Annotated in this window: 18 protein-coding genes; 11 read left to right on the top strand and 7 right to left on the bottom strand. The window is 55.9% G+C overall.

Going from position 1 to position 20528, the window contains the following annotated elements; all coding sequences use genetic code 11:
- The first annotated feature begins 76 nt into the window (after positions 1–76).
- Positions 77–1774: a LytS/YhcK type 5TM receptor domain-containing protein gene (locus MYS68_RS27240; protein WP_248928841.1), complete on the top strand. Its 1698-nt coding sequence runs from the start codon at positions 77–79 to the stop codon at positions 1772–1774.
- Positions 1765–2502, top strand: coding sequence for a LytR/AlgR family response regulator transcription factor (locus tag MYS68_RS27245; protein ID WP_248928842.1), 738 nt, complete (start codon positions 1765–1767; stop codon positions 2500–2502). The genes MYS68_RS27240 and MYS68_RS27245 overlap by 10 nt, the downstream gene beginning before the upstream one ends.
- A gap of 118 nt (positions 2503–2620) precedes the next feature.
- Here the strand turns inward: MYS68_RS27245 and MYS68_RS27250 are convergent, their stop codons facing one another.
- A complete protein-coding gene (locus tag MYS68_RS27250; protein WP_248928843.1) occupies positions 2621–3742 on the bottom strand; it encodes a glycoside hydrolase family 88/105 protein in 1122 nt (373 codons plus the stop codon).
- Between the two features lie 610 nt (positions 3743–4352).
- Here MYS68_RS27250 and MYS68_RS27255 point away from each other — a divergent pair.
- The 4 genes from MYS68_RS27255 to MYS68_RS27270 all read left to right on the top strand — a co-directional run bounded on the left by MYS68_RS27255 (position 4353) and on the right by MYS68_RS27270 (position 8840).
- A complete protein-coding gene (locus MYS68_RS27255; RefSeq protein ID WP_248928844.1) occupies positions 4353–5327 on the top strand; it encodes a LacI family DNA-binding transcriptional regulator in 975 nt (324 codons plus the stop codon).
- Positions 5328–5365: 38 nt separating this feature from the next.
- Positions 5366–6676 (top strand): hypothetical protein, encoded by a 1311-nt coding sequence (locus MYS68_RS27260; protein ID WP_248928845.1) that lies wholly within the window; start codon positions 5366–5368, stop codon positions 6674–6676.
- Positions 6673–7785, top strand: coding sequence for a prenyltransferase/squalene oxidase repeat-containing protein (locus MYS68_RS27265; protein WP_248928846.1), 1113 nt, complete (start codon positions 6673–6675; stop codon positions 7783–7785). Before MYS68_RS27260 ends, MYS68_RS27265 begins: the two co-directional genes overlap by 4 nt.
- Before the next feature lie 101 nt (positions 7786–7886).
- On the top strand, positions 7887–8840 hold the full coding sequence (locus MYS68_RS27270) for a DMT family transporter (RefSeq protein ID WP_248928847.1): 954 nt from the start codon (positions 7887–7889) through the stop codon (positions 8838–8840).
- Between the two features lie 180 nt (positions 8841–9020).
- Here MYS68_RS27270 and MYS68_RS27275 read toward each other — a convergent pair whose 3' ends face one another.
- Positions 9021–9344 carry a hypothetical protein gene (locus tag MYS68_RS27275; protein ID WP_248928848.1) on the bottom strand — a complete coding sequence of 108 codons (324 nt, stop codon included), beginning with the start codon at positions 9342–9344 and terminating at the stop codon, positions 9021–9023.
- 306 nt (positions 9345–9650) lie between these two features.
- Here MYS68_RS27275 and MYS68_RS27280 point away from each other — a divergent pair, with 306 nt between their 5' ends.
- Positions 9651–11204 (top strand): ATP-binding protein, encoded by a 1554-nt coding sequence (locus MYS68_RS27280; protein ID WP_248928849.1) that lies wholly within the window; start codon positions 9651–9653, stop codon positions 11202–11204.
- A 103-nt stretch (positions 11205–11307) separates the two neighbouring features.
- Here MYS68_RS27280 and MYS68_RS27285 read toward each other — a convergent pair whose 3' ends face one another.
- From MYS68_RS27285 to MYS68_RS27305, 5 genes are all read right to left on the bottom strand, one after another.
- Complete coding sequence (locus tag MYS68_RS27285; RefSeq protein WP_248928850.1) at positions 11308–12261, bottom strand: ABC transporter permease; 954 nt, start codon at positions 12259–12261, stop codon at positions 11308–11310.
- Positions 12245–13321: an ABC transporter permease gene (locus tag MYS68_RS27290; protein WP_248928851.1), complete on the bottom strand. Its 1077-nt coding sequence runs from the start codon at positions 13319–13321 to the stop codon at positions 12245–12247. Before MYS68_RS27290 ends, MYS68_RS27285 begins: the two co-directional genes overlap by 17 nt.
- Positions 13318–14844 carry an ABC transporter ATP-binding protein gene (locus MYS68_RS27295; protein WP_248928852.1) on the bottom strand — a complete coding sequence of 509 codons (1527 nt, stop codon included), beginning with the start codon at positions 14842–14844 and terminating at the stop codon, positions 13318–13320. The genes MYS68_RS27290 and MYS68_RS27295 overlap by 4 nt, the downstream gene beginning before the upstream one ends.
- Before the next feature lie 93 nt (positions 14845–14937).
- Positions 14938–16068, bottom strand: a complete 1131-nt coding sequence (locus MYS68_RS27300) for a BMP family lipoprotein (RefSeq protein WP_248928853.1) — start codon at positions 16066–16068, stop codon at positions 14938–14940.
- Positions 16069–16437: 369 nt separating this feature from the next.
- Entirely contained in the window at positions 16438–17265 is an 828-nt protein-coding gene (locus tag MYS68_RS27305) for a stalk domain-containing protein (RefSeq protein ID WP_248928854.1), read from the bottom strand.
- 307 nt (positions 17266–17572) lie between these two features.
- Between MYS68_RS27305 and MYS68_RS27310 the strand changes: the two genes are divergently transcribed.
- The 4 genes from MYS68_RS27310 (at position 17573) to MYS68_RS27325 (ending at position 20527) form a co-directional block, all read left to right on the top strand.
- Positions 17573–17866, top strand: coding sequence for a phasin family protein (locus MYS68_RS27310; protein ID WP_248928855.1), 294 nt, complete (start codon positions 17573–17575; stop codon positions 17864–17866).
- Positions 17867–17956: 90 nt separating this feature from the next.
- On the top strand, positions 17957–19633 hold the full coding sequence (locus MYS68_RS27315; protein ID WP_248928856.1) for an ABC1 kinase family protein: 1677 nt from the start codon (positions 17957–17959) through the stop codon (positions 19631–19633).
- A 91-nt stretch (positions 19634–19724) separates the two neighbouring features.
- Positions 19725–20150, top strand: coding sequence for an SRPBCC family protein (locus MYS68_RS27320; protein WP_248928857.1), 426 nt, complete (start codon positions 19725–19727; stop codon positions 20148–20150).
- Entirely contained in the window at positions 20150–20527 is a 378-nt protein-coding gene (locus tag MYS68_RS27325; protein WP_248928858.1) for an ArsR/SmtB family transcription factor, read from the top strand. The genes MYS68_RS27320 and MYS68_RS27325 overlap by 1 nt, the downstream gene beginning before the upstream one ends.
- Position 20528: the final 1 nt, after the last annotated feature.

The raw sequence follows: 20528 nt of genomic DNA on the forward strand, positions 1-20528 counted from the left end.
GCCCGGAATTCAAAAACGATCGCCGAGCTGCAGCTATTGCCGTTTGAGATGCAAAAGTTTGGAGGCTTCCCATGGTATGCACATCCTGATTGAGCTTATCAAAAACATTTCCGTCATTGCGTTAGCCGCACTGCTTCTGGGACAAATCGATTTTTTCCGAAGCTTCTTTTACGAGAAAAACAGCTTCGCGCGAATCGCCGTCCTGTCGGCATTATTCGGTTTTATGTCCGTCATCGGCACCGTCGACGGCGTTCCGGTAAACGGCGCATTGGCCAATACCCGGATCGTGGGAGCCGTTGTCGGCGGAGTCGCCGGAGGGCCTGTGGTCGGGGTTATATCCGGTTTGATCGGCGGCATTCACCGATATTCGCTCGGCGGATTTACCGCAGCCGCTTGCGGGGTCTCCACCGTTTTTTGCGGTTTGTTCGGCGGACTGTTCGGGCTAAAGTTCGGCATGTCCAGGATCAATTGGCGGCATATCCTGATGCTGGGCGCAGGGGCGGAAATCATCCAGAAAACGCTGGTTTTAGCGCTGGCGAAGCCGTTCGAGGCTGCGCTCGATCTGGAGTTAAAAATCGCCCTGCCGACTACGGCCGCAACAGTCGTGGGCATTGCGATATTCATGCGAATCTTTATCCAGATCAAAATGATGCAGGACCAGTCCGGCGCCGCAGCCGCCAATCTTGCGCTCGATATCGCCAGCCGTACCCTTCCGCAGCTGCGAACGGGCCTGAATGAAAAATCCGCGGAACACACGGCGGAGACGATATATAAAATGACGGCGGTGGATGCGATCGCCATTACGGATTTCACGAAGGTATTAAGCTACAAAGGCATCGGTGAGCACCTCCCCGAAGGTAAAGCGATCAGCCTTGAGGCGATAAAAACCGTCCTGAAGGAAAAGAGAGTAAAGATCGCCGCGCGCCGCAGCGATGTGAAGGAACTGTCCGCCCCTTCGCCGTTAAAAACGGGGGTAGGCGTTCCGCTGTACCATAAGAACGAGCCGGTCGGCACCTTGCAATTCTACTTTGCGAACAGCTCCAAGCTGACGCAAACCAACCTCAAATTGATCGACGGATTGGCCAAGCTGCTGTCGGTTCAAATCGAGCTGGCCGAGGCCGAAAACCAATACAGAATGCGCCAGCAGGCCGAATTAAAAGCGCTTCAGGCGCAAATCAATCCGCATTTTCTGTTCAACACGCTGAGTACGATCATGTCCTACTGCCGAATAAACCCGGACTTGGCAAGGAGTCTCCTCGGCAGTTTAAGCGATCTGCTGCGGCGCAGCTTAAACAACAAGAGCCATTATCATAGCCTGAAAGAGGAGCTGGACGGAGTCGTCTCTTACCTGGAGATTGAAAAAGTCCGATTCGCGAACCGGCTGCACATATCCATGAATATCGATCCGGCCGTGCTAAACGTACCCGTTCCGATCCTGACCCTGCAGCCTCTGGTCGAAAATGCGGTTCGCCACGGTCTTTTCCCGAAAACGAACGATTGCAGGCTGGTTATCGGCGCCAGCAAAATACGCAATCAAGTGCGCATCGTCGTTGAGGACAACGGCGTCGGCATTCAGGAGCAGCGATTGTCCGATATTCTGAGCGAACGCACGAAAGGAATCGGGCTCTCCAACGTCCACAACCGGCTCCGTTCGATATACGGAAAAGAATACGGGGTCCGGGTCAAAAGCGCGCCGGGCCGCGGCACGACGATAACCGTCGATATCCCCGGCCACGCCCATTTTTTGAAGGAGAGCGATGGAGCATGTTTATAAAAACGATGATCATTGACGACGAACCGGCCGTTTGTTCCGAATTGGAATACATGCTGCAAAAATATATCGACCTGCGGATCGTTGCGGTCCGGCACAATCCGCTCGAGGCCCTGCCGCAAATCATAGAGCTCGAACCCGATTTGCTTTTTCTCGATATCGAAATGCCGGGAATGAACGGTTTGGAGCTGGCCAAAAAGCTGAATCAAATGCCGAACCCTCCGTTCATTATCTTTTCGACGGCTTTTCAGGAATACGCCCTGGAAGCGTTCGACACACCTGCCGTCAGTTATTTGACGAAACCCATTATGGAACAAAAGCTGGACGACGCCATCAAAAAAGTCAAATCGCTTCAGGCAAGATCGAAAATCAGCGAAGGAAAAGGATATGCGGGCGAAGAGAGGATCTGCGTGCGGAAGCAAAACCGGCTTATCCCGATATCCGTCGGGGACATCCGTTATGCGTACGTAGAGGAAAAAGAGCTGTTCGTGGCGACGAAGGACAGTGTCGCCCCCTGCGATCTGTCGCTGCACGAGCTGGAAGCCATCCTGAACAAAACCGGCTATTTCTTTCGTACCCACCGGAATTATATCGTCAACCTGAAGCACATTGTCGAAATCGTACCCTGGTTTCACAGCACTTACCTGCTCACGATGAACGAGGCGGGCCGCACCAAGGTGCCGGTAAGCAGAGGGAAAATAAAAGCGTTCAGAAGCATGATGAACCTGTAGTATCGACCCGATTATCCGGCAATGCAAAGGATCCCGGCTTTGGCCGCCGGGATCCTTGAGAATGCGGTTTATTTCTAATCCGCCTGCTTATCGAGCTTTTTTTTCTGCCGATCGCCGCTTACTCGACCGCGCCGGCCGCTTCGATTTCGAGGCAGGCCATGATGAACGGCGCAAAGCCTTTCGGGTCGTCGGCGCGCGTCGGTTCGCTGATGTAATACTCGAATGAGCCGTCGCGGTACGGGTTGCCGCCGAGTCCGGCGACGCTGCAAATATGGTTCAGGCGGTAAGTGCCGCCCGGCTCTTCTTCGACGCAGCGCTCGAGAAGGCCTTGAAATCCGCGCTGCGCAGCTTTCATTGCGCTGCCGCCGAGGTAGCCTTTATTGGCGCCTTTGGCGAGCGCACACGTGAACATCGACGAGCCGGAAGCTTCCAAATAATTGCCCTCGCGCCCCCCTTGATCGAGCACCTGATACCATAATCCGGACGTTTCGTCCTGCACCTTGATCAGCGCTTCCGCCAGGCGGTGGAAGATGCCGATGATTTGTCCGCGCTGCGGATGTCCGAGCGGAAGGAAGTCCAGCACATCGACGATCGCCATAACGTACCAGCCGATGGCGCGGCTCCAGAAATGCGGCGAGCAGCCGGTTTCCTTGTTCGCCCAGCGCTGCTCCCTGCTTTCGTCCCAGCCGTGGTACAGCAGCCCCGTAGCCGGGTCGCGGGATACTTTTTCCATCAGCAAAATCTCGTTCGCCACATCGTCGAACCAATGCGGATCGTTAAACGTCGCGGCATACTGCGCAAGCAGCGGCGAAGTCATGTATACGCCGTCGAGCCACATTTGGAACGGGTATATTTTCTTGTGCCAAAGTCCGCCCTCGCTCGTGCGCGGATGCCCCTTGAGCTGGGTGACCAGCAGCTCGATCGCCTTGCGATATTTGTCCTCGCCCGTCTTTTCATAGAGCAGGAACAACGTCTTGCCCTGATTGATCATGTCCACGTTGTACTCGTTCAGATTATACGTATCGATGGTGCCGTCCTCGCGGATGAACACATCCATATTTTCCTTAATGTAGTCGTAGTAGCGGTCATCCCCGGTCGTGCGCCACATCCGCTCCATCGCGGTCAATGCGCAGCCGTTTTCATAGTTCCAGCATCTTCTTTTCTGAAAAGGCATATCGGCGACGAGCGGATACTTTTTGATGAAAGAATCGGCCATCGTCTTGGACCATACTTTACTCACTTGCGGTTCCTCCTTCGATTGGTGAAAAAGTAAAATACATGCACCCGCCCGTTTCCGGTGAAATTTCGGCGAATGCGGTTAACCGATAATCCATGAGCTCGCGGCGGCGCTCCGTCCATATTGTACCTTGAGCTCATCTTGTCTTCAACCGCTATTTCCGCCGGCCGAATTTTTTTTGAGAGCTTATCCTCCCCATGGCCCAATGTCGTCGGGTTAAGCGGGACCATGGCGGAACTGCGGTTCGCTAATCGCAAATAAACCGCCTATCCCATCGTAGCCGCAAACGGAGAACATCGCATCATCCGCAGATAACGAGATCGTCCGAAACGCCCACGCAGCGGCAAAACAAGCCGGTGTGCAGCATTTAACCTGGATGTGCAGAATGCAACCCGGAACCCCGGAAACGTCCGGGCTGCGGCTAACCGCCGCCATGCGGCCCGGCGCTGCGCCGCGCCGGGAGCAGGGCTCCATAGCAGCAATGCCGGCTTCTCAAGACCAACGGGCGATGGTATATTTTTCTCCAAATAACAACGTTGTTATTTCGGCCGTCCTGTAGTAAACTCTTCACTATGGACTTTGCTACATAAGGAAACCCGCTTGGGAGGAAACCATGAGCGTTACAATCAAAGACATCGCCCGGCTGGTGGGCGTCAGCTATTCCACTGTCGCCAAGGCGCTGAACGACAGCCCCCTGGTCAAGCCGGCCACCAAGAAAAAAATCGTGCAGGCCGCAGAGCAGCTCGGCTACAAGCCGAATTTCGCCGCCCGGATGCTGGTGACCGGACGCACCGGGATTATCGGAGCGGTCTGGCCGACGGTGGAGCGGACATTTCTGTCGGCCCTGCTGACGGAAATTCAGCGCGAGCTGTTGAACCACCGGTATACGATGCTGCTGTCGATCCACGCCGGGCAGGAGGCGATCCGGTTGTTCGAGCAGCTGCGCCTGGACGGAGTGCTTGAATTTGAAGGCGCCGCTCTCGGCGAGACGCCGCTCTCTACGCCGTCGTCCATGCCGCTGCTCACCATCGGCAAGACGGACCGCCCTTCCGTTTCCTATATCGACATCAACCGCCGCCTGTCGATCCGGCTCGCCGTAGAGCGTCTCGCCGAACGCGGATACAGGAAAATCGCCTATGTCGGCAAAGAGGACCCGGCCGCGCAAAATTCCGAAAAAATGACCGGGTATTTCGAAGGACTGTCGATGTGCGGTTTGCCTGCCGATCCGTCCTGGGTGCTCAGGACGTCCGGCAACGACTGGGAGCAGGGCTATATCGCCGCCAAACGTCTGCTTGAACTCGCGGACAAGCCGCAAGCGATCGTCAGCAGCGGCTACGACCTGACGACCGGGATCGTGCGCGCGCTTCAGGCGTCGGGCGTACGCATGCCCGAGGATATGGCGCTGGTCAGCTACGATAACATGCCGCATTTGGAGCGGCTCGAGGTTCCCGTTTCGGCGGTCGGCGTCCCGCTGGACGTATTGGCGCGAACCGTCGCCGAGACCATGGCCGGACTTGCTCAGTCGCCGGAGACGGCTCCCGTCGTGAAAAGTTTAATGCCCGAATATGTCCGGCGCAAATCCGATTGATTGTGCAAGGAGCGTGGCGATGATTAGGGAGGAACAGCATGTTTCGCATCATCCGATTTTATGTGCCGATGGGCATATCCTCGCTGCTCGCAGCGCTGACCCACGTCATTATTAACGGGGTGCTGGCCCGCTCCGAGCACCCCGACGTCGTCATCAGCAGTTATGCGGTAGCGGTCAGCTTATCCTTTTTGCTGGATTTGCCGATGAACGCGATCCGGCAGGCGTCCAGCAAGTTTTCCCGCGACCGTGTGTCGTTCCGTTCGGTCGGCAGGTTGGCCGCCGCGGTGGCCGTCACGCTGGTCTGCACCAGCGTGCTGATCGGCTGGACGCCGCTCGGCGCGCTCATTTTCCGCTACTTGTTCGGAGTGAGCGGTCAGCAGCTTGCTCCTACGGTTCAGGCGTATCAGGTGCTCGCGTTTCTGTACGCGTTCACCTCGCTGCGCAGCCTGTTCCAAGGCGTTATCATCAACCAGCTGCGCACCGGATGGATGACGATCGGCATGGCCACGCGCGTTGCGGTCATGTTCGCGATGTCCTGGTATTGCATCCGGGCCGGCTGGACGAATGACAGCCGCATCGGCTGCTGGATTTTCATGGTCGGCATTCTGATCGAATGCTCGGTCGCCGTTTGGGAGGGCCGCTCGCTGGCCCGCCGGCTGCCCCGGGAACGCGCGGACGAATCCGTCCGCAGCGTGAAGGAGCTGCTGCCGTTCTATATCCCGCTGCTTTACTCGTCGGCGGCGACGGCGATTTTGCAGCCGGCGCTGCAGGCCGCGCTCAATATGACGAGCCGTCCGACGGTGGCCGTCGCCTCGTTTGCCGTGGCGCTGCAGCTGTCGAATATGCTGGCGTGGTTTTGCGCGTCGGTGCACCAAATCGTCATTCAATTTTACAAAAACGAACGCCGCCACGTGCTCGCTATCATTGCGTTTTTATCGATTTTTTCGCCCGCCGTGCTGCTTGCGTTTTCCACCGAAACCGGCGGCGGCTGGCTGCTCGAGGGTGTCCTCGGCGTTCACGGGGAGCTGCTGCACGAGGTTCGCCGAATGCTTCCGTTTCTGGCGCTGCAAAGCTGCCTGTTCCCGTGGATCGACTTTGCGCTCGGCCTGTCGATTCTCAGCGGCAAAACGAAAGCCCCGATGCTGGCGCGGATCGGCGCCGTCGTTCTGTCGCTCGCGCTGCTGGCGCTGGGCGTCGCTTTATGGCCGGGGCTGAACGGCAGCCTTGCCGCCATAGTGAACGCGGTCGTCGCTCCGGTCGAGTTTGTTCTCGCAGTTAAATTTTTGCGCAGGCTGGAAAGCCGCACACCTCCCATTCTACTAACTGGACAAAGGACGGATGCAAAATGACACCTGAAGAACGCTTGAAGGAAATGGATCCCTTATTCGCCGGCTTTTACACCTGGCTTGCCGGTCAGTACGACCCGCTCTCCGGCGGTTTTCATTATGCGCGAAGCTCATTTGACATGGGCATGATCCCGGATATCGAATCGACGGCGCAGGCGGTCAACATCCTGGAAAGGTCCGGACTGCTCGGACAGCTGCCGAAAGAGATGAAAGACCGGATGATCGCCTTTTTCCAGATCAAGCAGGACCCTTCGGGTTATTTCTACGACGATAACCCGAACATGCGCAAGGACGAGGTGATGGTTGCCCGGGCTCTCGGTTACTGCGCTCATTCGCTGCACAAGCTGGGCGGAGAGCCGCTGTATCCGCTGCCTCATCAATCGAAGGAGCTGCCGGAATTCATGCGGTCGCCCGAAGCTTACGTCGCGTGGCTGAAGCAGGTCGACCTGCGCAACAGTTGGCGGGGCTGCGACCTCATGACGAGCGCCAACCATTACCTGACGAGGCTGGATGAATCGGCTCGCGCTTCTTATGTCGAAGCGGCGGCGGATTATTTCGCTTCGATCCAGCATCCGGACACCGGCTTCTGGGGCGGCGGCCATCCGTACGTGCAAATTTCCGGAACCTTCAAGCTGAGCGCCTTCTACAAGCGGTTCGGGGTGCCGGTGCCGAACGTAGACAAGATTTACCGGGCGCTGCTGAACTGCCTTCGCCATGAAGAAGCGCTCGATATGTGCTGGGTCCGCAATCCGATCGATCTGCTCGAGACGTTCCGGGGCGTGCTGAGCATTCCCGCGGAGGAACTGGAAGAGATTTTCCGCATCACCGCCGCAAATATGCGGAAGTTTTTGCGCGGGGACGGAGGTTTCTCCAGAGAGCTGCTGCATTCGCCGAAAGCGCCGAACGTCGCGCAGGTGAAAGAAGGCGAGTTCTACCCGTACATGCCCGTGGCGGTGCCGATCGGCCAAGGGCTCGTCGAAGGAGATATGAACGCGGGCACACAGGCGCTTTTGATCCGCGAATACGCGCACCTTTTGGCGAAAGCCGATCACAAGCCGCTGAGCCAATACACCGGGCATTTTATGGAGCGGATCGAGCGCATTTACGCGTAAACCGGAACCCGGCGGAGACGTCCGCGCCATTAACGGTATCGATGGGATCAGGCTGCCCTGGCGGCTCTCTCATCGACTAAAACCGGATAGGAGCTAATGTCGTGGGGAAAGCAAACAAATGGATTTATCTCATGCTGGCCGCCGTTGTCGCCTCCTGGGGGCTTAATGTCGTCGGGGTCAAATATATGACAGAGATGGCCCCGGCCTTTCTCGTTGCGGCCGTTCGAATGCCGCTGGCCGGCCTCGCCCTGCTGCCTTTCATGCTGCAAAGGTTCGGCTGGTACCGGCCGAACCCGCGCCAGTGGCTGCTGCTTGTGCTGATCGGGCTAATCTCGGTCTTTTTTCACCAGCTGTTTCTCGCCACAGGCGTCGTGACGACCACAGCCACCAACGCATCGCTCATTCTTGGGCTGAATCCGCTGATGACGGCGCTGCTCGCCGCCGTATTCATCGGTGAAAAAATGAGCCTGCGGCTGCTGTTCGGCATCGCCGCCGGATTTACCGGCGTCGTCATCGTGGTGCTGTCCGGCGCGGCGGAAGCGACGCTTGCGGCCACCGGAATCGGCGATCTGATCATGTTTTTATCGATGCTCGCTTACGTCGTCGGCGGCTTGCTGATCAAAACGCTGTCAGGCACGAACATGCCGACGCTGGTCATTACGACTTACTCCACCTTTATCGGCGGAATCATGCTGAATATCGGAGCTTTTGCCAAATATGGGGCAAACGCATACGGCGAGCTGCATTTTAACGGGACCGCCTGGGCCGTCATGCTGCTGTCCGCGTGGATCGCCTCTTCTCTCGGCACGCTGGGCTGGAATTATGCGATCAAAACGATCGGCGCGAACAAAACGGCGATGTTCATCAACGGCATGCCGTTCGCCAGCATGATCGGAGCCGTCCTGTTTCTCGGCGAACATGTCCGCACCGTTCATATACTGGCTTTCTTGCTGACGACGCTCGGCATCATCATCGGCACGTCCCCGGCTAAAGATAAGGCACTGCCGCGGCCGACATCCGAACCGAAGCGATTCGGGAGGAGCCCTCAAAAGTGAAGCGAACCTCTGACCCCTATTCCTGGTACTTTTGGGGGAGCCCCCGGTATCCACAAAAATTAGCTGCACATAATTTCCCAAGCAGCTAAAAAAGGGCTGCCCGCAAACGTTTTCATAACATTTGCCAAGCAGCCCCTTGATTTTTTCATGCATTATGGGAGTAGGGATCGATGTATGAAACTATTCGGCAGCTTCCGGTTCGTCAGGAGCTTCTTCAGCAGCCTCTTCGGCTTCCGCCTCCTCATCCGCTTCTTCCGCTTCCGACGCCTCCGCTTCTTCTTCTTCTTCTTCTTCCTCTTCTTCTTCTGCCTCTGCTTCGTCTGCTTCCTCCGCTTCTTCGACCGAACCTTCTTCCGCTGACTCTTCTTCCGCCGACTCTTCTTCTACCAAATCCGCTTCTTCTGCAGCTGCTGCCACCTCTTCCGCCTCAAAGCTCTCTTCCGATACGGCCGCTTCCTGAACCTCGGCTTCCGGCAGCAATTCTTCTTTTTCAACGTCTCCCATTTGAATCCCTCCCGTTTCCCCGGAGCTTTAAGCCCCGGGAGTACTACATTATACTAGGCGGGACGTTTGAATAGAACAGCTCCTGCGCAGCTTCTCCAATAATTTTTCGACATGATCGTCCGTGCGGTTTCCCCCTCGGGTTCATAAGATATTCACGGCATCGGCCGGCCGGAGCCTTCATTTTCCGACAAAATATAAATTCAGTCTAGCAATTCTTTCTGTATAATGTAAAAATAGCTTTATACCGTATATTTTCCGCCAGTAACAGGCCGGCATACGAGTACTGGCAGACCGGAGGAGTATAGGATGATGACCAGCGAGAACCCGCCGCAAAAAAAAACGAACGAAGCCCATCTGAGCCAGTTGGCCTCCGTTGGACAAATCGCTGCAGGCATCGCGCACGAGGTGAAAAACCCGCTGACTGCCGTCAAAGGTTTTTTGCAGCTGTTAAAAGAGAGAAACGATAAACAATATATCGAAATCGCCCAATCGGAGCTGGATAACGCGCTCGCCATATTGCAAAATCTGCTTCATGTGTCCAAACCCGATCTCGAAAATGAAGCCTTCGAATCGATCGATCTGACGGTGGAATTGGAATCGCTCACCCAGCTGTTCCAGGACCAATTTTACCGCGTTGCCGTCGTTAAAGATTTGCAGGATCCGGGGAATTTCATCCTGGGGAAAAGAAATCAGCTCAAAAAGGCATTTTTCAATTTGCTGAAAAACGCCTTCGAGGCGATTCCCGGAAAAGGCACCATCACGATAACGCATTCGGCCGGCGAAAAAGAGATCACCGTTTGCATTCAGGATAGCGGAATCGGCATTCCGAGGAACAAACTCGAAATGCTGGGCACTCCGTTTTTTACGACAAAGGAGAACGGCACCGGCATGGGCCTCACTCTTGTCTTTTCCGTCATCTACGAGCATAACGGCACGGTGAAGGTGGAAAGCGAAGAGCAGGCCGGGACCAAATTTATAATCACCTTCCCCAAAGGTAACGGCAGCATCATACGTAAAGAGGTGGTTCGGATGGAATTGCAGCAGGCCCAGACTTTAAAAGACTTTTTCACAGTCAATCGGGACCTGTTCGAAAAACGTCTGCTGGCCGAGGCGGTTAACGTTCGCGATAAAATCGACGAAATCCTTACTGTCGGCAATATCAATTTGCTGGAAAACGCCCACAAGCTGGTCATTTACATCGTCGAAAGCCGGGAGCACGAAGTGATATCGTTCGCCCGGATGGAAGGCGTCAGTTGGGCCAAACACTCGCTCACGCTCGCCTTCAAGCTCGAATGGATCCAGGCGGTGCGGCGCGTGATGTGGGATTTTCTATACAACTACGACCGCATAAACGATTCGACCACCACGAAAGAGCAGTTTTACAACCAGGAAAAGCGCATTAACGAGCTGATGGATCAGTTCATCCATCACCTCTTTATGAGCTACACCCAGTTCAAGGACGATCTGATCCGGGTGCAGCGGGAAATGGTGGAGGATCTTTCGGCCCCGATCATACCGCTTACGGCGTCCACATCGATACTTCCGTTAATCGGTTTCGTCGATACCTCCCGCGCAAACACCATTGAGGATAAAGTCATCACGCAGATCGGAAATTACCGCATCGAAACGCTGATTATCGACCTGTCCGGCGTGATAAACATGGAACCGGAAGTGATCAAACAATTGATCAACGTCATTGACGGGGTTAAAATGATGGGCTGCCACGTCGTCATCACGGGACTGAGGCCGGATGTCGTGAAAACGATGATCCGCTCGGGGCTCAGCTTTGAAAGCAAAGCGACGACGAAAGGAACTCTCCAGCAAGCAATCGTCGATCACATCGGGGTCGCATTATCCTGAGCCAAGCAGCCTTCCCAAGGCTGCTTTTTTAGGTTCAAACGGCCGCACTGAAAATTAAACAGGCCGCCTCTCCCGGAAATCGGGCAGGACAGCCTGCGATCCTTTATCTTTTGCTGGAATCGAACGGTTCCCCCGCCGCCTTGGGCGCATTCGACGACTTCGAGAAGACGATCAGCGCAAGCAGCGTCACCGCATAAGGAAATACTTTCAATATGACGGGAGGAATGGCGGACAGCGACGGAATGACCTGCGATACGTTGGCCACCGTGCTGGCGAACCCGAAAAACATCGTCGCCGCCAGCACGCCGAGCGGCTTCCACTGCCCGAAGATGAGCGAAGCAAGCGCCAGAAAGCCGAGACCGGCGACGCTGCCGGTAAATTCGCCCGCGTATGTCACCATGATGACGGCCCCGCCGAGACCGGCGAACGCCCCCGAGATCATGACGCCGACGTAGCGCATCCAGCGGACGCGGATTCCCGCGGCCTCGGCGGCTTGCGGATATTCGCCGCAGGCGCGCAGGCGAAGGCCGAACGGCGTTTTGTACAGCACGAACGAGCTGATAAAGACGATCAGCAGCACGAGCCAGGTGGTCGGATACGTTTTGGCGAAGAGCAGCGGCCCGAGAACGGGAATCTTGACCAGCCCGGGAATGTCGAACGGCACGAAACCGCTCGTGATGCGAATATTGCCGCTCCCGGTCATATTTCTCGCCAAAAAGACGGTCAGCGCTCCGGCGATCATGTTGATCGCGGTGCCGCTGATGATCTGATTGGCGTTCAGATTGATGCTCGCAAACGCATGCAGCAGGGAAAACAAAATGCCGGCGACCGTGGCGACCAGCAGGCCGACCCACAGCACAAAAGGCTGGCCGGGCCAAAGCTGCTGCATTTTGAAAATGACGAAAGCGCCGACGAACGAACCCATGATCATTAGCCCTTCCAGGCCGATGTTGACGACGCCGCTTCGTTCGCTGAACAGCGCGCCGAGCGCGGTAATGAGCAGCGGCACGGTGAAGACGATCGCATACGGGAAAATTTGCTCAAGGGTAGTCCACATGGTCCGGCACCACCTTCCTTCCTTTGGCCGCCCGGCGTCCGGCAATCGCCCGGATCCACCGTTCGATCAGGATGCCCGCTGCGGCGAAATAAATGATGATGGCAATGATCGAATCGGCAATTTCCGGCGGAATTTCCGTCATCGCGTTCATAAAACCTCTTCCCGAATACAGCAGCCCGAAAAAGACTGCGGAAGCGAGCACGCCGAGCGGAGAGCTCGCGCCCAGCAAAGCTACGGCAATACCGTCAAAACCTTGGCTCGGCAGGATGCCGATCTGGATGCTCGACGCATTGCCCGCATACAGCGCGACGCCGCCGAGGCCGGCAAGGGCGCCGGAGATGAGCATCGACAGCACGATGCCGCGGTTGACGGCGATGCCTGCATATTCAGCGGCATGCCGGTTAAAGCCGACCGCCTTCAGCTCGTAGCCGAGCGTCGTTTTGCCGATCACGAAGGCAATCACGGCGACGGCAGCAAGCGCGATGAACAAGCCGAGGTTGATGTACGAACCTCCGAACAGGTCGGAAAGGAACGGATTCCTCAGCAGCGCGGCCTCCGGTAGCTGTTTCGACTCCGTTTCCAGGTAATCGCCTTTGAAATAAGACGGGACGGCATAATAGACCGTCCAATAACATATCCAGTTCATCATGATCGTCGAGACGACCTCGTGTACGTTAAACTTCGCTTTCAATATGCCGGGAATCAGACCCCATAGGGCTCCGCCAACCATGCCCGCGACGACCATCAATAGCAGCAGCAGCGCTCTCGGCAGGTCCATCGTCAGGCCGATCGCCGTCGCACAAAAGCCGCCGAACAGCATTTGCCCGGCCGCCCCGATATTAAACAAGCCGGTGCGGAAAGCGAAGGCCACAGACAGGCCGGTAAAAATAAGCGGAGTTGCGGTTGCCAGCGTGTTGCCGATTCTTTCCGGGTTTTTGAGGCCTCCCTCGACCAGGAATTTATAGCCCTGCAGCGGATTGTGGCCGGTGACGGCCATCAGCAGCGCTCCCGCAAGCAGCCCGAGCAGAACGGCAAGAAGCGATTTGACGCTGTTGTTCATGCGATGCCCTCCTCTGTCCTCAGGCCGGCGATCATCAGTCCCAGCTCCTGTTCGCCCGTTTCCGCAGCCTGCACGATCCCTACGAGCTCCCCGCCATTCAGGACGGCGATCCGATCCGATACGTTCAGGATCTCGTCCAGCTCCAACGACACGAGCAGCACCGCTTTTCCGTTATCTCGGTGCTCGATGAGCCGTTTGTGGATGTATTCGATCGAGCCTACATCAAGCCCCCGTGTCGGCTGCACGGCGATGAGCAGATCGGGATCGCGCTCCATCTCCCGCCCGATAATCGCCTTCTGCTGGTTGCCGCCGGACAACGACCGCGTAATCGAGGAGCCGCCGGTTCCGGAGCGAACGTCGAAGCTGCGGATGATATGATCGGCATGCTTTCGAATGGCCGCCCGCTGAAGCAGGCCGCTCTTGGAATATGGCGGACGGTTGTACACTTCCAAAATCATGTTGTCCTCCAGCGTGTAATCGAGCACGAGTCCGCGCTTCTGCCGGTCTTCCGGGATATGGCCAACGCCTCCCTGAATCCGCTCGCGGATGGACAGGCGGGTGATGTCTTGTCCGTTCAGCGAAATGCTTCCGGACTCGACATTCCTCAGACCGGTAATGGCCTCCACCAGCTCCGTCTGCCCGTTGCCTTCCACACCGGCAATGCCGACGATTTCCCCGGCCCGCACCTCCAGGGAAACTTTCCTCAGCCCCTCGACTCCTTTGTTGTTCTTCACCACAAGCGACTCCACCCGGAGTACCGTTCGGCCGGGATTGCTCTCCTTTTTGTTCACCTTAAACGTCACCTGCCTGCCGACCATCATCTCCGCCATCACCGCTTCGCTCGTGCCGGCGACATCGACGGTTCCGATCATTTTCCCACGGCGGATGACGGTGCAGCGGTCGGCGACCGCCTTGATCTCCTTCAGCTTGTGCGTGATCAAAATGATCGACTTGCCCTCCCGGATCAGGCTGCGCATAATGCCCTGCAAATCCTCGATTTCCTGGGGCGTGAGCACGGCGGTCGGTTCGTCGAATATAAGCACCTCCGCGCTTCTGTACAGCATCTTGAGAATTTCGACTCTTTGCTGCATGCCCACGGAAATATCTTCAATTTTCGCATACGGATCCACATTGAGGCCGTAACGCGACGACAGCTCCTTGATGCGCCCCGCTGCCGAATCGATATCGAGCACAAGCCCTTTGCGCGGCTCCAGCCCGAGGATGATGTTCTCGGTGACGGTAAACGTATCGACCAGCTTGAAATGCTGATGCACCATGCCGATGCCGAGCCTGCCCGCCACGTTCGGGTTCGCGATCTTGACCTCTTTGCCGTTCACCTTGATGACACCGCGGTCCGGCTGGTACATGCCGAACAAAATGCTCATCAGCGTCGACTTGCCCGCTCCGTTTTCACCGAGCAAAGCGTGAATTTCGCCTTTTTTCAGCGTAAGCGTAATATCGTCGTTGGCGACGATGCCCGGAAACTCCTTGCGAATGTTCAGCATCTCGATGGCGTACTCCATCTTTCGCCCTCCTTATATCGGGTCTCCCCAAAAATCGTTCCCGTACCACAAAAAAAAGACGGAAACGGTCCGTCTTTTTTTGTTTTGAACGCATTACTTGATCAAGGAGCCTTGCTCGGCGGCGACTTTGATTTCGCCGGATTTGATTTTCGCGGCTACGTCCGCTACCTTTTTCACCGTGTCGTCGCTCAGGTTCGGGTTTTTGTCCGGAATGCCTACGCCGTCGTTTTTCGAATCCATCGTCAGCGTTTTGCCGCCCGGGAACTTGCCTTCCGCTTCCGCTTTAACCATATCGTATGCGGCGTGATCGATCTTCTTCATCGCCGATGTCAGAATGACCGATTTGTCGCCCGAATACACGCCGTCCTTGTATTGGTCTACGTCGACGCCGACGATCCAGGCCGTCTTGCCTGCGTTTGCGCGGGTTTTCGCCTCGTTGATGGCGCCTACGCCAACGCCTCCCGCCGCAGCGAAGATGACATTGACGCCGCGGTCGAACATTTGTGCCGCGAGCTGGCCGCCTGCCGCCACGTTATCGAAGGAACCTTGGTAAATGACGTTTTCCTGCTTGATCGTCAGCTTTGTGCCGAGCTTTTCATTCGCATAGTTCACGCCCTGCTGGAAGCCCCAGTTGAACTTTTGCACCGGAGGAATGCTCATGCCGCCGATAAAGCCGGCTTGACCTTCCTTGAGCTGCACCGCCGTAGCAACACCGGCCAAGAACCCTGCCTCGTGCTCCGCGAAGAAGATCGATACGGTGTTCTCCTTCACGACCGGTTTATTGTCCCCGGCATGCGGCGATCCGTCGATCAGCACGAATTTTGCATCTTTATACTTGTCCTGCGCTTTGAAAATCGACGTCTCGAATTTAAAGCCGGGCGTCACGATAAATTTAAAGCCGGCATCATACAGATTGCCGATTTCTTTTGTATAGTCGGCCTCGGTGGTGCCGGTGGGTTTCAAATATTTTTTCTCCAGCTTCAATTCGTCGGCCGCCTTCAAAATCCCTTCCCAGGTGCCCTGGTTGAAGGATTTGTCGTCGATCGTTCCGGCGTCGGTAACCATGCCGACTTTAAACGTTTTGGCCGGCGTGGCGGCGCCCCCGGAATTGGCCGTGCCCGCTCCCGTTCCCGTGCCGCCTCCTTTATCCGCCGTGCTGGCGCAGCCTGCAAGCAAAGCTATCGACAAGGCGACGCTCGTTAATACTGTAACCCCTTTTTTCATTCGAAAACCTCCTGATATTAAACTATGTACGTCGAATTTTGGCGAGTCTATAAACAACTATATTCGCTATGAATCCAATTTTCAATATTTTACCTAACGTTTTTAACAATATACATATTTTGTGCAAAAAACCGCCGCGACGTCGTGACGCGTACCACCCCAAAGATCAACCTTTTTCAACCCAAGTTCTATTTTACAAAACAGTTTGACGTGACCTCCTTTCCGGCGAACGGATAGTGTGTCAGTAATTATAACACAAAAAACATCAACGTCGAAGCACACAGCGTGAAAAACACAATGTAAGGGTTTGCATTTTGTTATATATAATAACATGTGTGCGACATATGAGTCGGAGTCAGCATTGCCTGCTCATTTGCCGGGCAACGGACGGTTCGGCTTCGTAATATCAAACGTCTCTTCAGGCACCGTCTTATTCGCCACCACGGTCAGGCTCTGAATCATCACGCTGGCCGTACCCGGCTCAGAGGACGTATAAGCCGAGATTCCCAGCTCTTTCACATTCGTTACGTCGACGTCAAACGCTACCGGTTCATCTCCGGCACGCATGCCGGAACGCTCGAAGAGCACTTTGCCCTGATCGTTGTCAACGATCCTCAGCCGCACCTCTGCATCAGCCGTGGATGTAACGGCCGCTTTGCCATGCACCCGCTTGGCCGCCCCGTACAGGGAGTACCCTATTTCAAAGGCGGAGCCTCCGCCCGGATCGCTTTTGCCGATCGGAAACGACAGGCAGCCCCGCCCGCGCTGCACCGCCGTAATGTCGCTGGCCAATCGCAGTGTTTTGTTCAGCAGAGAATACTCCGCATCGCCGAAGCCGGCCGCGTTCTTACCCGGTTCGTCCGCAGGCCTGCAGGATGTTTCTGCCTGCCGCGGGGTAAAGACAGCTATGGTTTGGGTATCCTCATCCCAATCTATCGCAAGCCCCGTTAAAGCGCCGACCGAGCGAAGCGGCACATAAGCGGAGCCGTTGTAGATCAGCGGGCTTTGCGCGATACCGTCCGCATCTTTCGGCGTCCACTCCTCTCCGTTCACCGTCAGCTTGATTTCCCTGTTGATATAAGCTTTGACCTCCTCAATCACGGACCCCGCATGAGCCCCCAGCGCCATTCCTAACGACAAAACGGCACCATACCCCACGACAACTGCTTTTTTGCCCCACGCGGCTTTTCTTCTCATCTATTCATCGCTCCTTCGATTGCGGCAGGCAATTCGTTACACACTGTATATATTCCATGGTTTCTTTCGTTTTCCTTCATAACTTTGGAGCAATTGGGAATCTTTATTAATATTCGGAATGCATGGTGAAACACCCACGCTGCGTGTCCCGGATCGTGCTTCCGATCGCTCTTGTTCTCGGATTTCTTAATTTAAACGCCGTTCGGCGGTTGAAATCCGTTCACAAAGGCGACCGCTAACGCTTCTCCAGCACGATTCCGTCCACTTCGCTCTGTTTCACCATGATTCTAGCAAGGAGGTATGCAAAGTGAACGAATTGCTGAAAAAGGCGCTGTCTCTAGGAGTCGGCGTCACACTGCTCACGAAGGAAAAAATCGAAAGCGCCGTGGACGAGCTGGTGAAAAAAGGCGAGCTCGCGCCCGCCGAGTCGAAGGAGCTGGTCCGGCGGCTGGTGGAAAAAGGCGAGGCCGGGCAGGAGGAGTGGAAGCAGCTTTTGCGCGAACAGCTGAAAAGCCTGCTCGCCGAACTGCAGATCGCGACAAAAGAAGATATCGAAGCTTTAAGCAGGCGGATTGAAAAGCTGGAGAACCCCACATCTTAATACGGGGATCACGCAGTCCGCAGCCGCGGGAGCGGTTATGCCCGCAGGTTGGCCGAAAGAGGGAATCCATGCCGGGAGGAGGGATCTGGGTTGATTCGCAAACGGATTCGTCATTTTAACCGTTACCGGGAAATCGCGGTGGCGCTCACTCGCCATGGCTTCGGATTTATCGTGGAAGAGATGGACGTGTTTCAGTTTTTCCCCCTGCCGGGCAAGCTGCGGGAAGGTGCGGCCAAGGACAAGGAAGAGAAAACATCCGTCGGCGAGCGAATCCGCCTGGTCCTGCAGCAGCTCGGTCCGACGTTCATCAAGCTCGGCCAGATCGCCAGCACACGTTCCGACATCATCCCCGGGCCGATCCTGAAAGAGCTCGAGAAACTTCAGGACCAGGTGCCTCCGTTCTCCTTTCACGAGGTCCGGGACATTCTCGAAGCGGAGCTCGGCATCGAAGTGGACCACACGTTTGCCCGCTTTGACAAAAAGCCGGTGGCCGCCGCTTCGATCGGCCAAGTCCACCTCGCGCTTCTTCATACCGGCGAGCAGGTTGCGGTCAAGATACAGCGGCCGGATATCGCGGTGACGATCCGCACCGATTTGGAAATTTTGCAAAATTTGGCCGTGCTCGCCGAAGCTCGCTTCGAATGGGCAAGACGCCATCAAATCCGAAGAATGGTCGAGGAATTCAGCAAATCGCTGTGGAACGAGCTGGATTATACGATTGAGGGAAGCAATACGGAGAAAATCGCGGCGCAGTTTGGGAGAAATACCCGCATCCATATTCCCCGGGTATACTGGGAGTTTTCCTCGAAAAAGGTGCTGACGACCGAATTTTTGGACGGGATCAAATTAACCGATCTGCAACTGCTTCATGAAAACGGCTACAGCCGCAAACGTATCGCCGAGCGTCTGATGAAAGCCATGCTTCAGCAAATGTTCGTCGACGGCTTTTTCCATGCGGACCCGCATCCGGGCAATATTATGGTGCTGCCGGGGGAAGTGCTCGGGTTTCTCGATTTCGGATTGGTCGGCCGGCTGACTCCGGAGCTGAAGCGCCATCTCTCGGGCCTGATCATCGCCTTGATGCTTCAAAGCTCGGAGGGTATTATTCGGGCGGTTCTCGGGATGAATCTGGTCACGCCGGAGGTGAACGTAGCGGAATTGCGCCGCGATGTCGACCGCCTGCACGACAAATATGTCGGCCTGTCGTTCCGGCAAATGAGTTTGGGGGAAGCGGTGAACGACCTGCTCGATGTGGCTTACCGGCACCATGTGCAAATACCCGCCGATTTCGTTCTACTCGGCAAAAGCCTGATCACCGTCGAAGGCGTTGTCGAGCAGCTCGATCCGGATATCAGCATCATTCAGATCGCGGAACCGTTCGGCAAACGGCTGATGATGGAACGGCTCCATCCCAAGTCGATTTTCGGAAGCATCAAGGAGGAGTGGACGCAAATCAGCGACATCGCCCTGCAGCTTCCGGGTCACATCAAAGATCTGATGGCCCTGGTGAAACGAGGGAAGATTGACGTGAACCTCCCCGAGTTTCATTTGCTGCTCCGCAAGTTGGACCGGATCGGCAACCGAATTTCGTTCAGCATCGTCCTGCTTTCTTTCAGCATCATCATGACGGGCGTCATCATCGGCTCATCGCAAAACCGGCAGCCCAGCCTGCTGTGGAACTTACCCGCACTCGAAGCCGGCTCTCTGGTAGCTGTGTTTATGCTCGGCTGGCTGATTTTGTCGATTTTCAAATCGGGGAGATTTTGACGGAAAATCCCATTGACACGAAACCAAAAGGTTTCGTATAATCAATCCGAAACCTTTTGGTTTCATAAATCATCACATGGAGGTTCTCCTTATGACCAACCCATCTCAAGGCACTGTTCCCGATATTAAGCAAACGATTGTATTACATGCACCGATTCAAAAAGTATGGAATTCGGTAGCCACCTCCGAAGGCATTGCCGCCTGGTTTATGCCCAACACCTTCGAGCCCGAGCTCGGCAAAGAATTTACGCTGACCGATCCCAACTTCGGCACTTCGCCATGCAAGGTAACGGAGCTCGATCCGCCGCGCCGGCTTGCTTTCACATGGGCCAAAGACTGGGTCATCACCTTCGAGCTGGAGGAGCAGGACGGCAAGACACAGTTTACCCTCATCCACTCCGGATGGGATGCGGATAAGGTAACCGAGTTCGGCATGCCTCACCCGATGGTCCGCGAGCGCATGAACCAGGGCTGGAGCCAAATCGTTCTCCGGCTGCAAAAGCTGGTCGAGGCCTGATGTCCGCCGCACCCAAGCACGACGTATTTCAGGCGATCGCCGATCCGACCCGCCGCGAGCTGCTCAGCCTGCTGGCGGACAACGACATGCCGGTCACCGTCCTGAGCGGACATTTTCCGATCAGCCGCACGGCCGTCTCCAAGCATCTGCGTGTGTTATCCGACGCCGGACTCGTCAAGGAGCGGAAGGTCGGGCGCGAAACGCGCTACAGCCTCAGCCCCGAGCCTTTGCTGGAACTGAAGCGTTGGCTGGCCTTCTACGAACGTTTTTGGGAAAACAAGCTGGCCTCGCTCAAATATCTTGTGGAAAACGAAGATGCTACGGAATCCGGCCCTGCCGGACCAAAGCTCGCAATCCATTCGCCGGCCGGCGAATGAA

The organism is Paenibacillus hamazuiensis (assembly GCF_023276405.1).
GTDB lineage: Bacteria > Bacillota > Bacilli > Paenibacillales > NBRC-103111 > Paenibacillus_AF > Paenibacillus_AF hamazuiensis.

Bases quoted from the DNA above. Each gene is read 5' to 3' on its own strand.
- MYS68_RS27240 (WP_248928841.1), top strand. From the start codon at position 77: ATGCACATCCTGATTGAGCTTATCAAAAACATTTCCGTCATTGCGTTA.
- MYS68_RS27245 (WP_248928842.1), top strand. From the start codon at position 1,765: ATGTTTATAAAAACGATGATCATTGACGACGAACCGGCCGTTTGTTCC.
- MYS68_RS27255 (WP_248928844.1), top strand. From the start codon at position 4,353: ATGAGCGTTACAATCAAAGACATCGCCCGGCTGGTGGGCGTCAGCTAT.
- MYS68_RS27260 (WP_248928845.1), top strand. From the start codon at position 5,366: ATGTTTCGCATCATCCGATTTTATGTGCCGATGGGCATATCCTCGCTG.
- MYS68_RS27265 (WP_248928846.1), top strand. From the start codon at position 6,673: ATGACACCTGAAGAACGCTTGAAGGAAATGGATCCCTTATTCGCCGGC.
- MYS68_RS27275 (WP_248928848.1), bottom strand. From the start codon at position 9,344: ATGGGAGACGTTGAAAAAGAAGAATTGCTGCCGGAAGCCGAGGTTCAG.
- MYS68_RS27280 (WP_248928849.1), top strand. From the start codon at position 9,651: ATGATGACCAGCGAGAACCCGCCGCAAAAAAAAACGAACGAAGCCCAT.
- MYS68_RS27285 (WP_248928850.1), bottom strand. From the start codon at position 12,261: ATGTGGACTACCCTTGAGCAAATTTTCCCGTATGCGATCGTCTTCACC.
- MYS68_RS27290 (WP_248928851.1), bottom strand. From the start codon at position 13,321: ATGAACAACAGCGTCAAATCGCTTCTTGCCGTTCTGCTCGGGCTGCTT.
- MYS68_RS27295 (WP_248928852.1), bottom strand. From the start codon at position 14,844: ATGGAGTACGCCATCGAGATGCTGAACATTCGCAAGGAGTTTCCGGGC.
- MYS68_RS27300 (WP_248928853.1), bottom strand. From the start codon at position 16,068: ATGAAAAAAGGGGTTACAGTATTAACGAGCGTCGCCTTGTCGATAGCT.
- MYS68_RS27305 (WP_248928854.1), bottom strand. From the start codon at position 17,265: ATGAGAAGAAAAGCCGCGTGGGGCAAAAAAGCAGTTGTCGTGGGGTAT.
- MYS68_RS27320 (WP_248928857.1), top strand. From the start codon at position 19,725: ATGACCAACCCATCTCAAGGCACTGTTCCCGATATTAAGCAAACGATT.
- MYS68_RS27325 (WP_248928858.1), top strand. From the start codon at position 20,150: ATGTCCGCCGCACCCAAGCACGACGTATTTCAGGCGATCGCCGATCCG.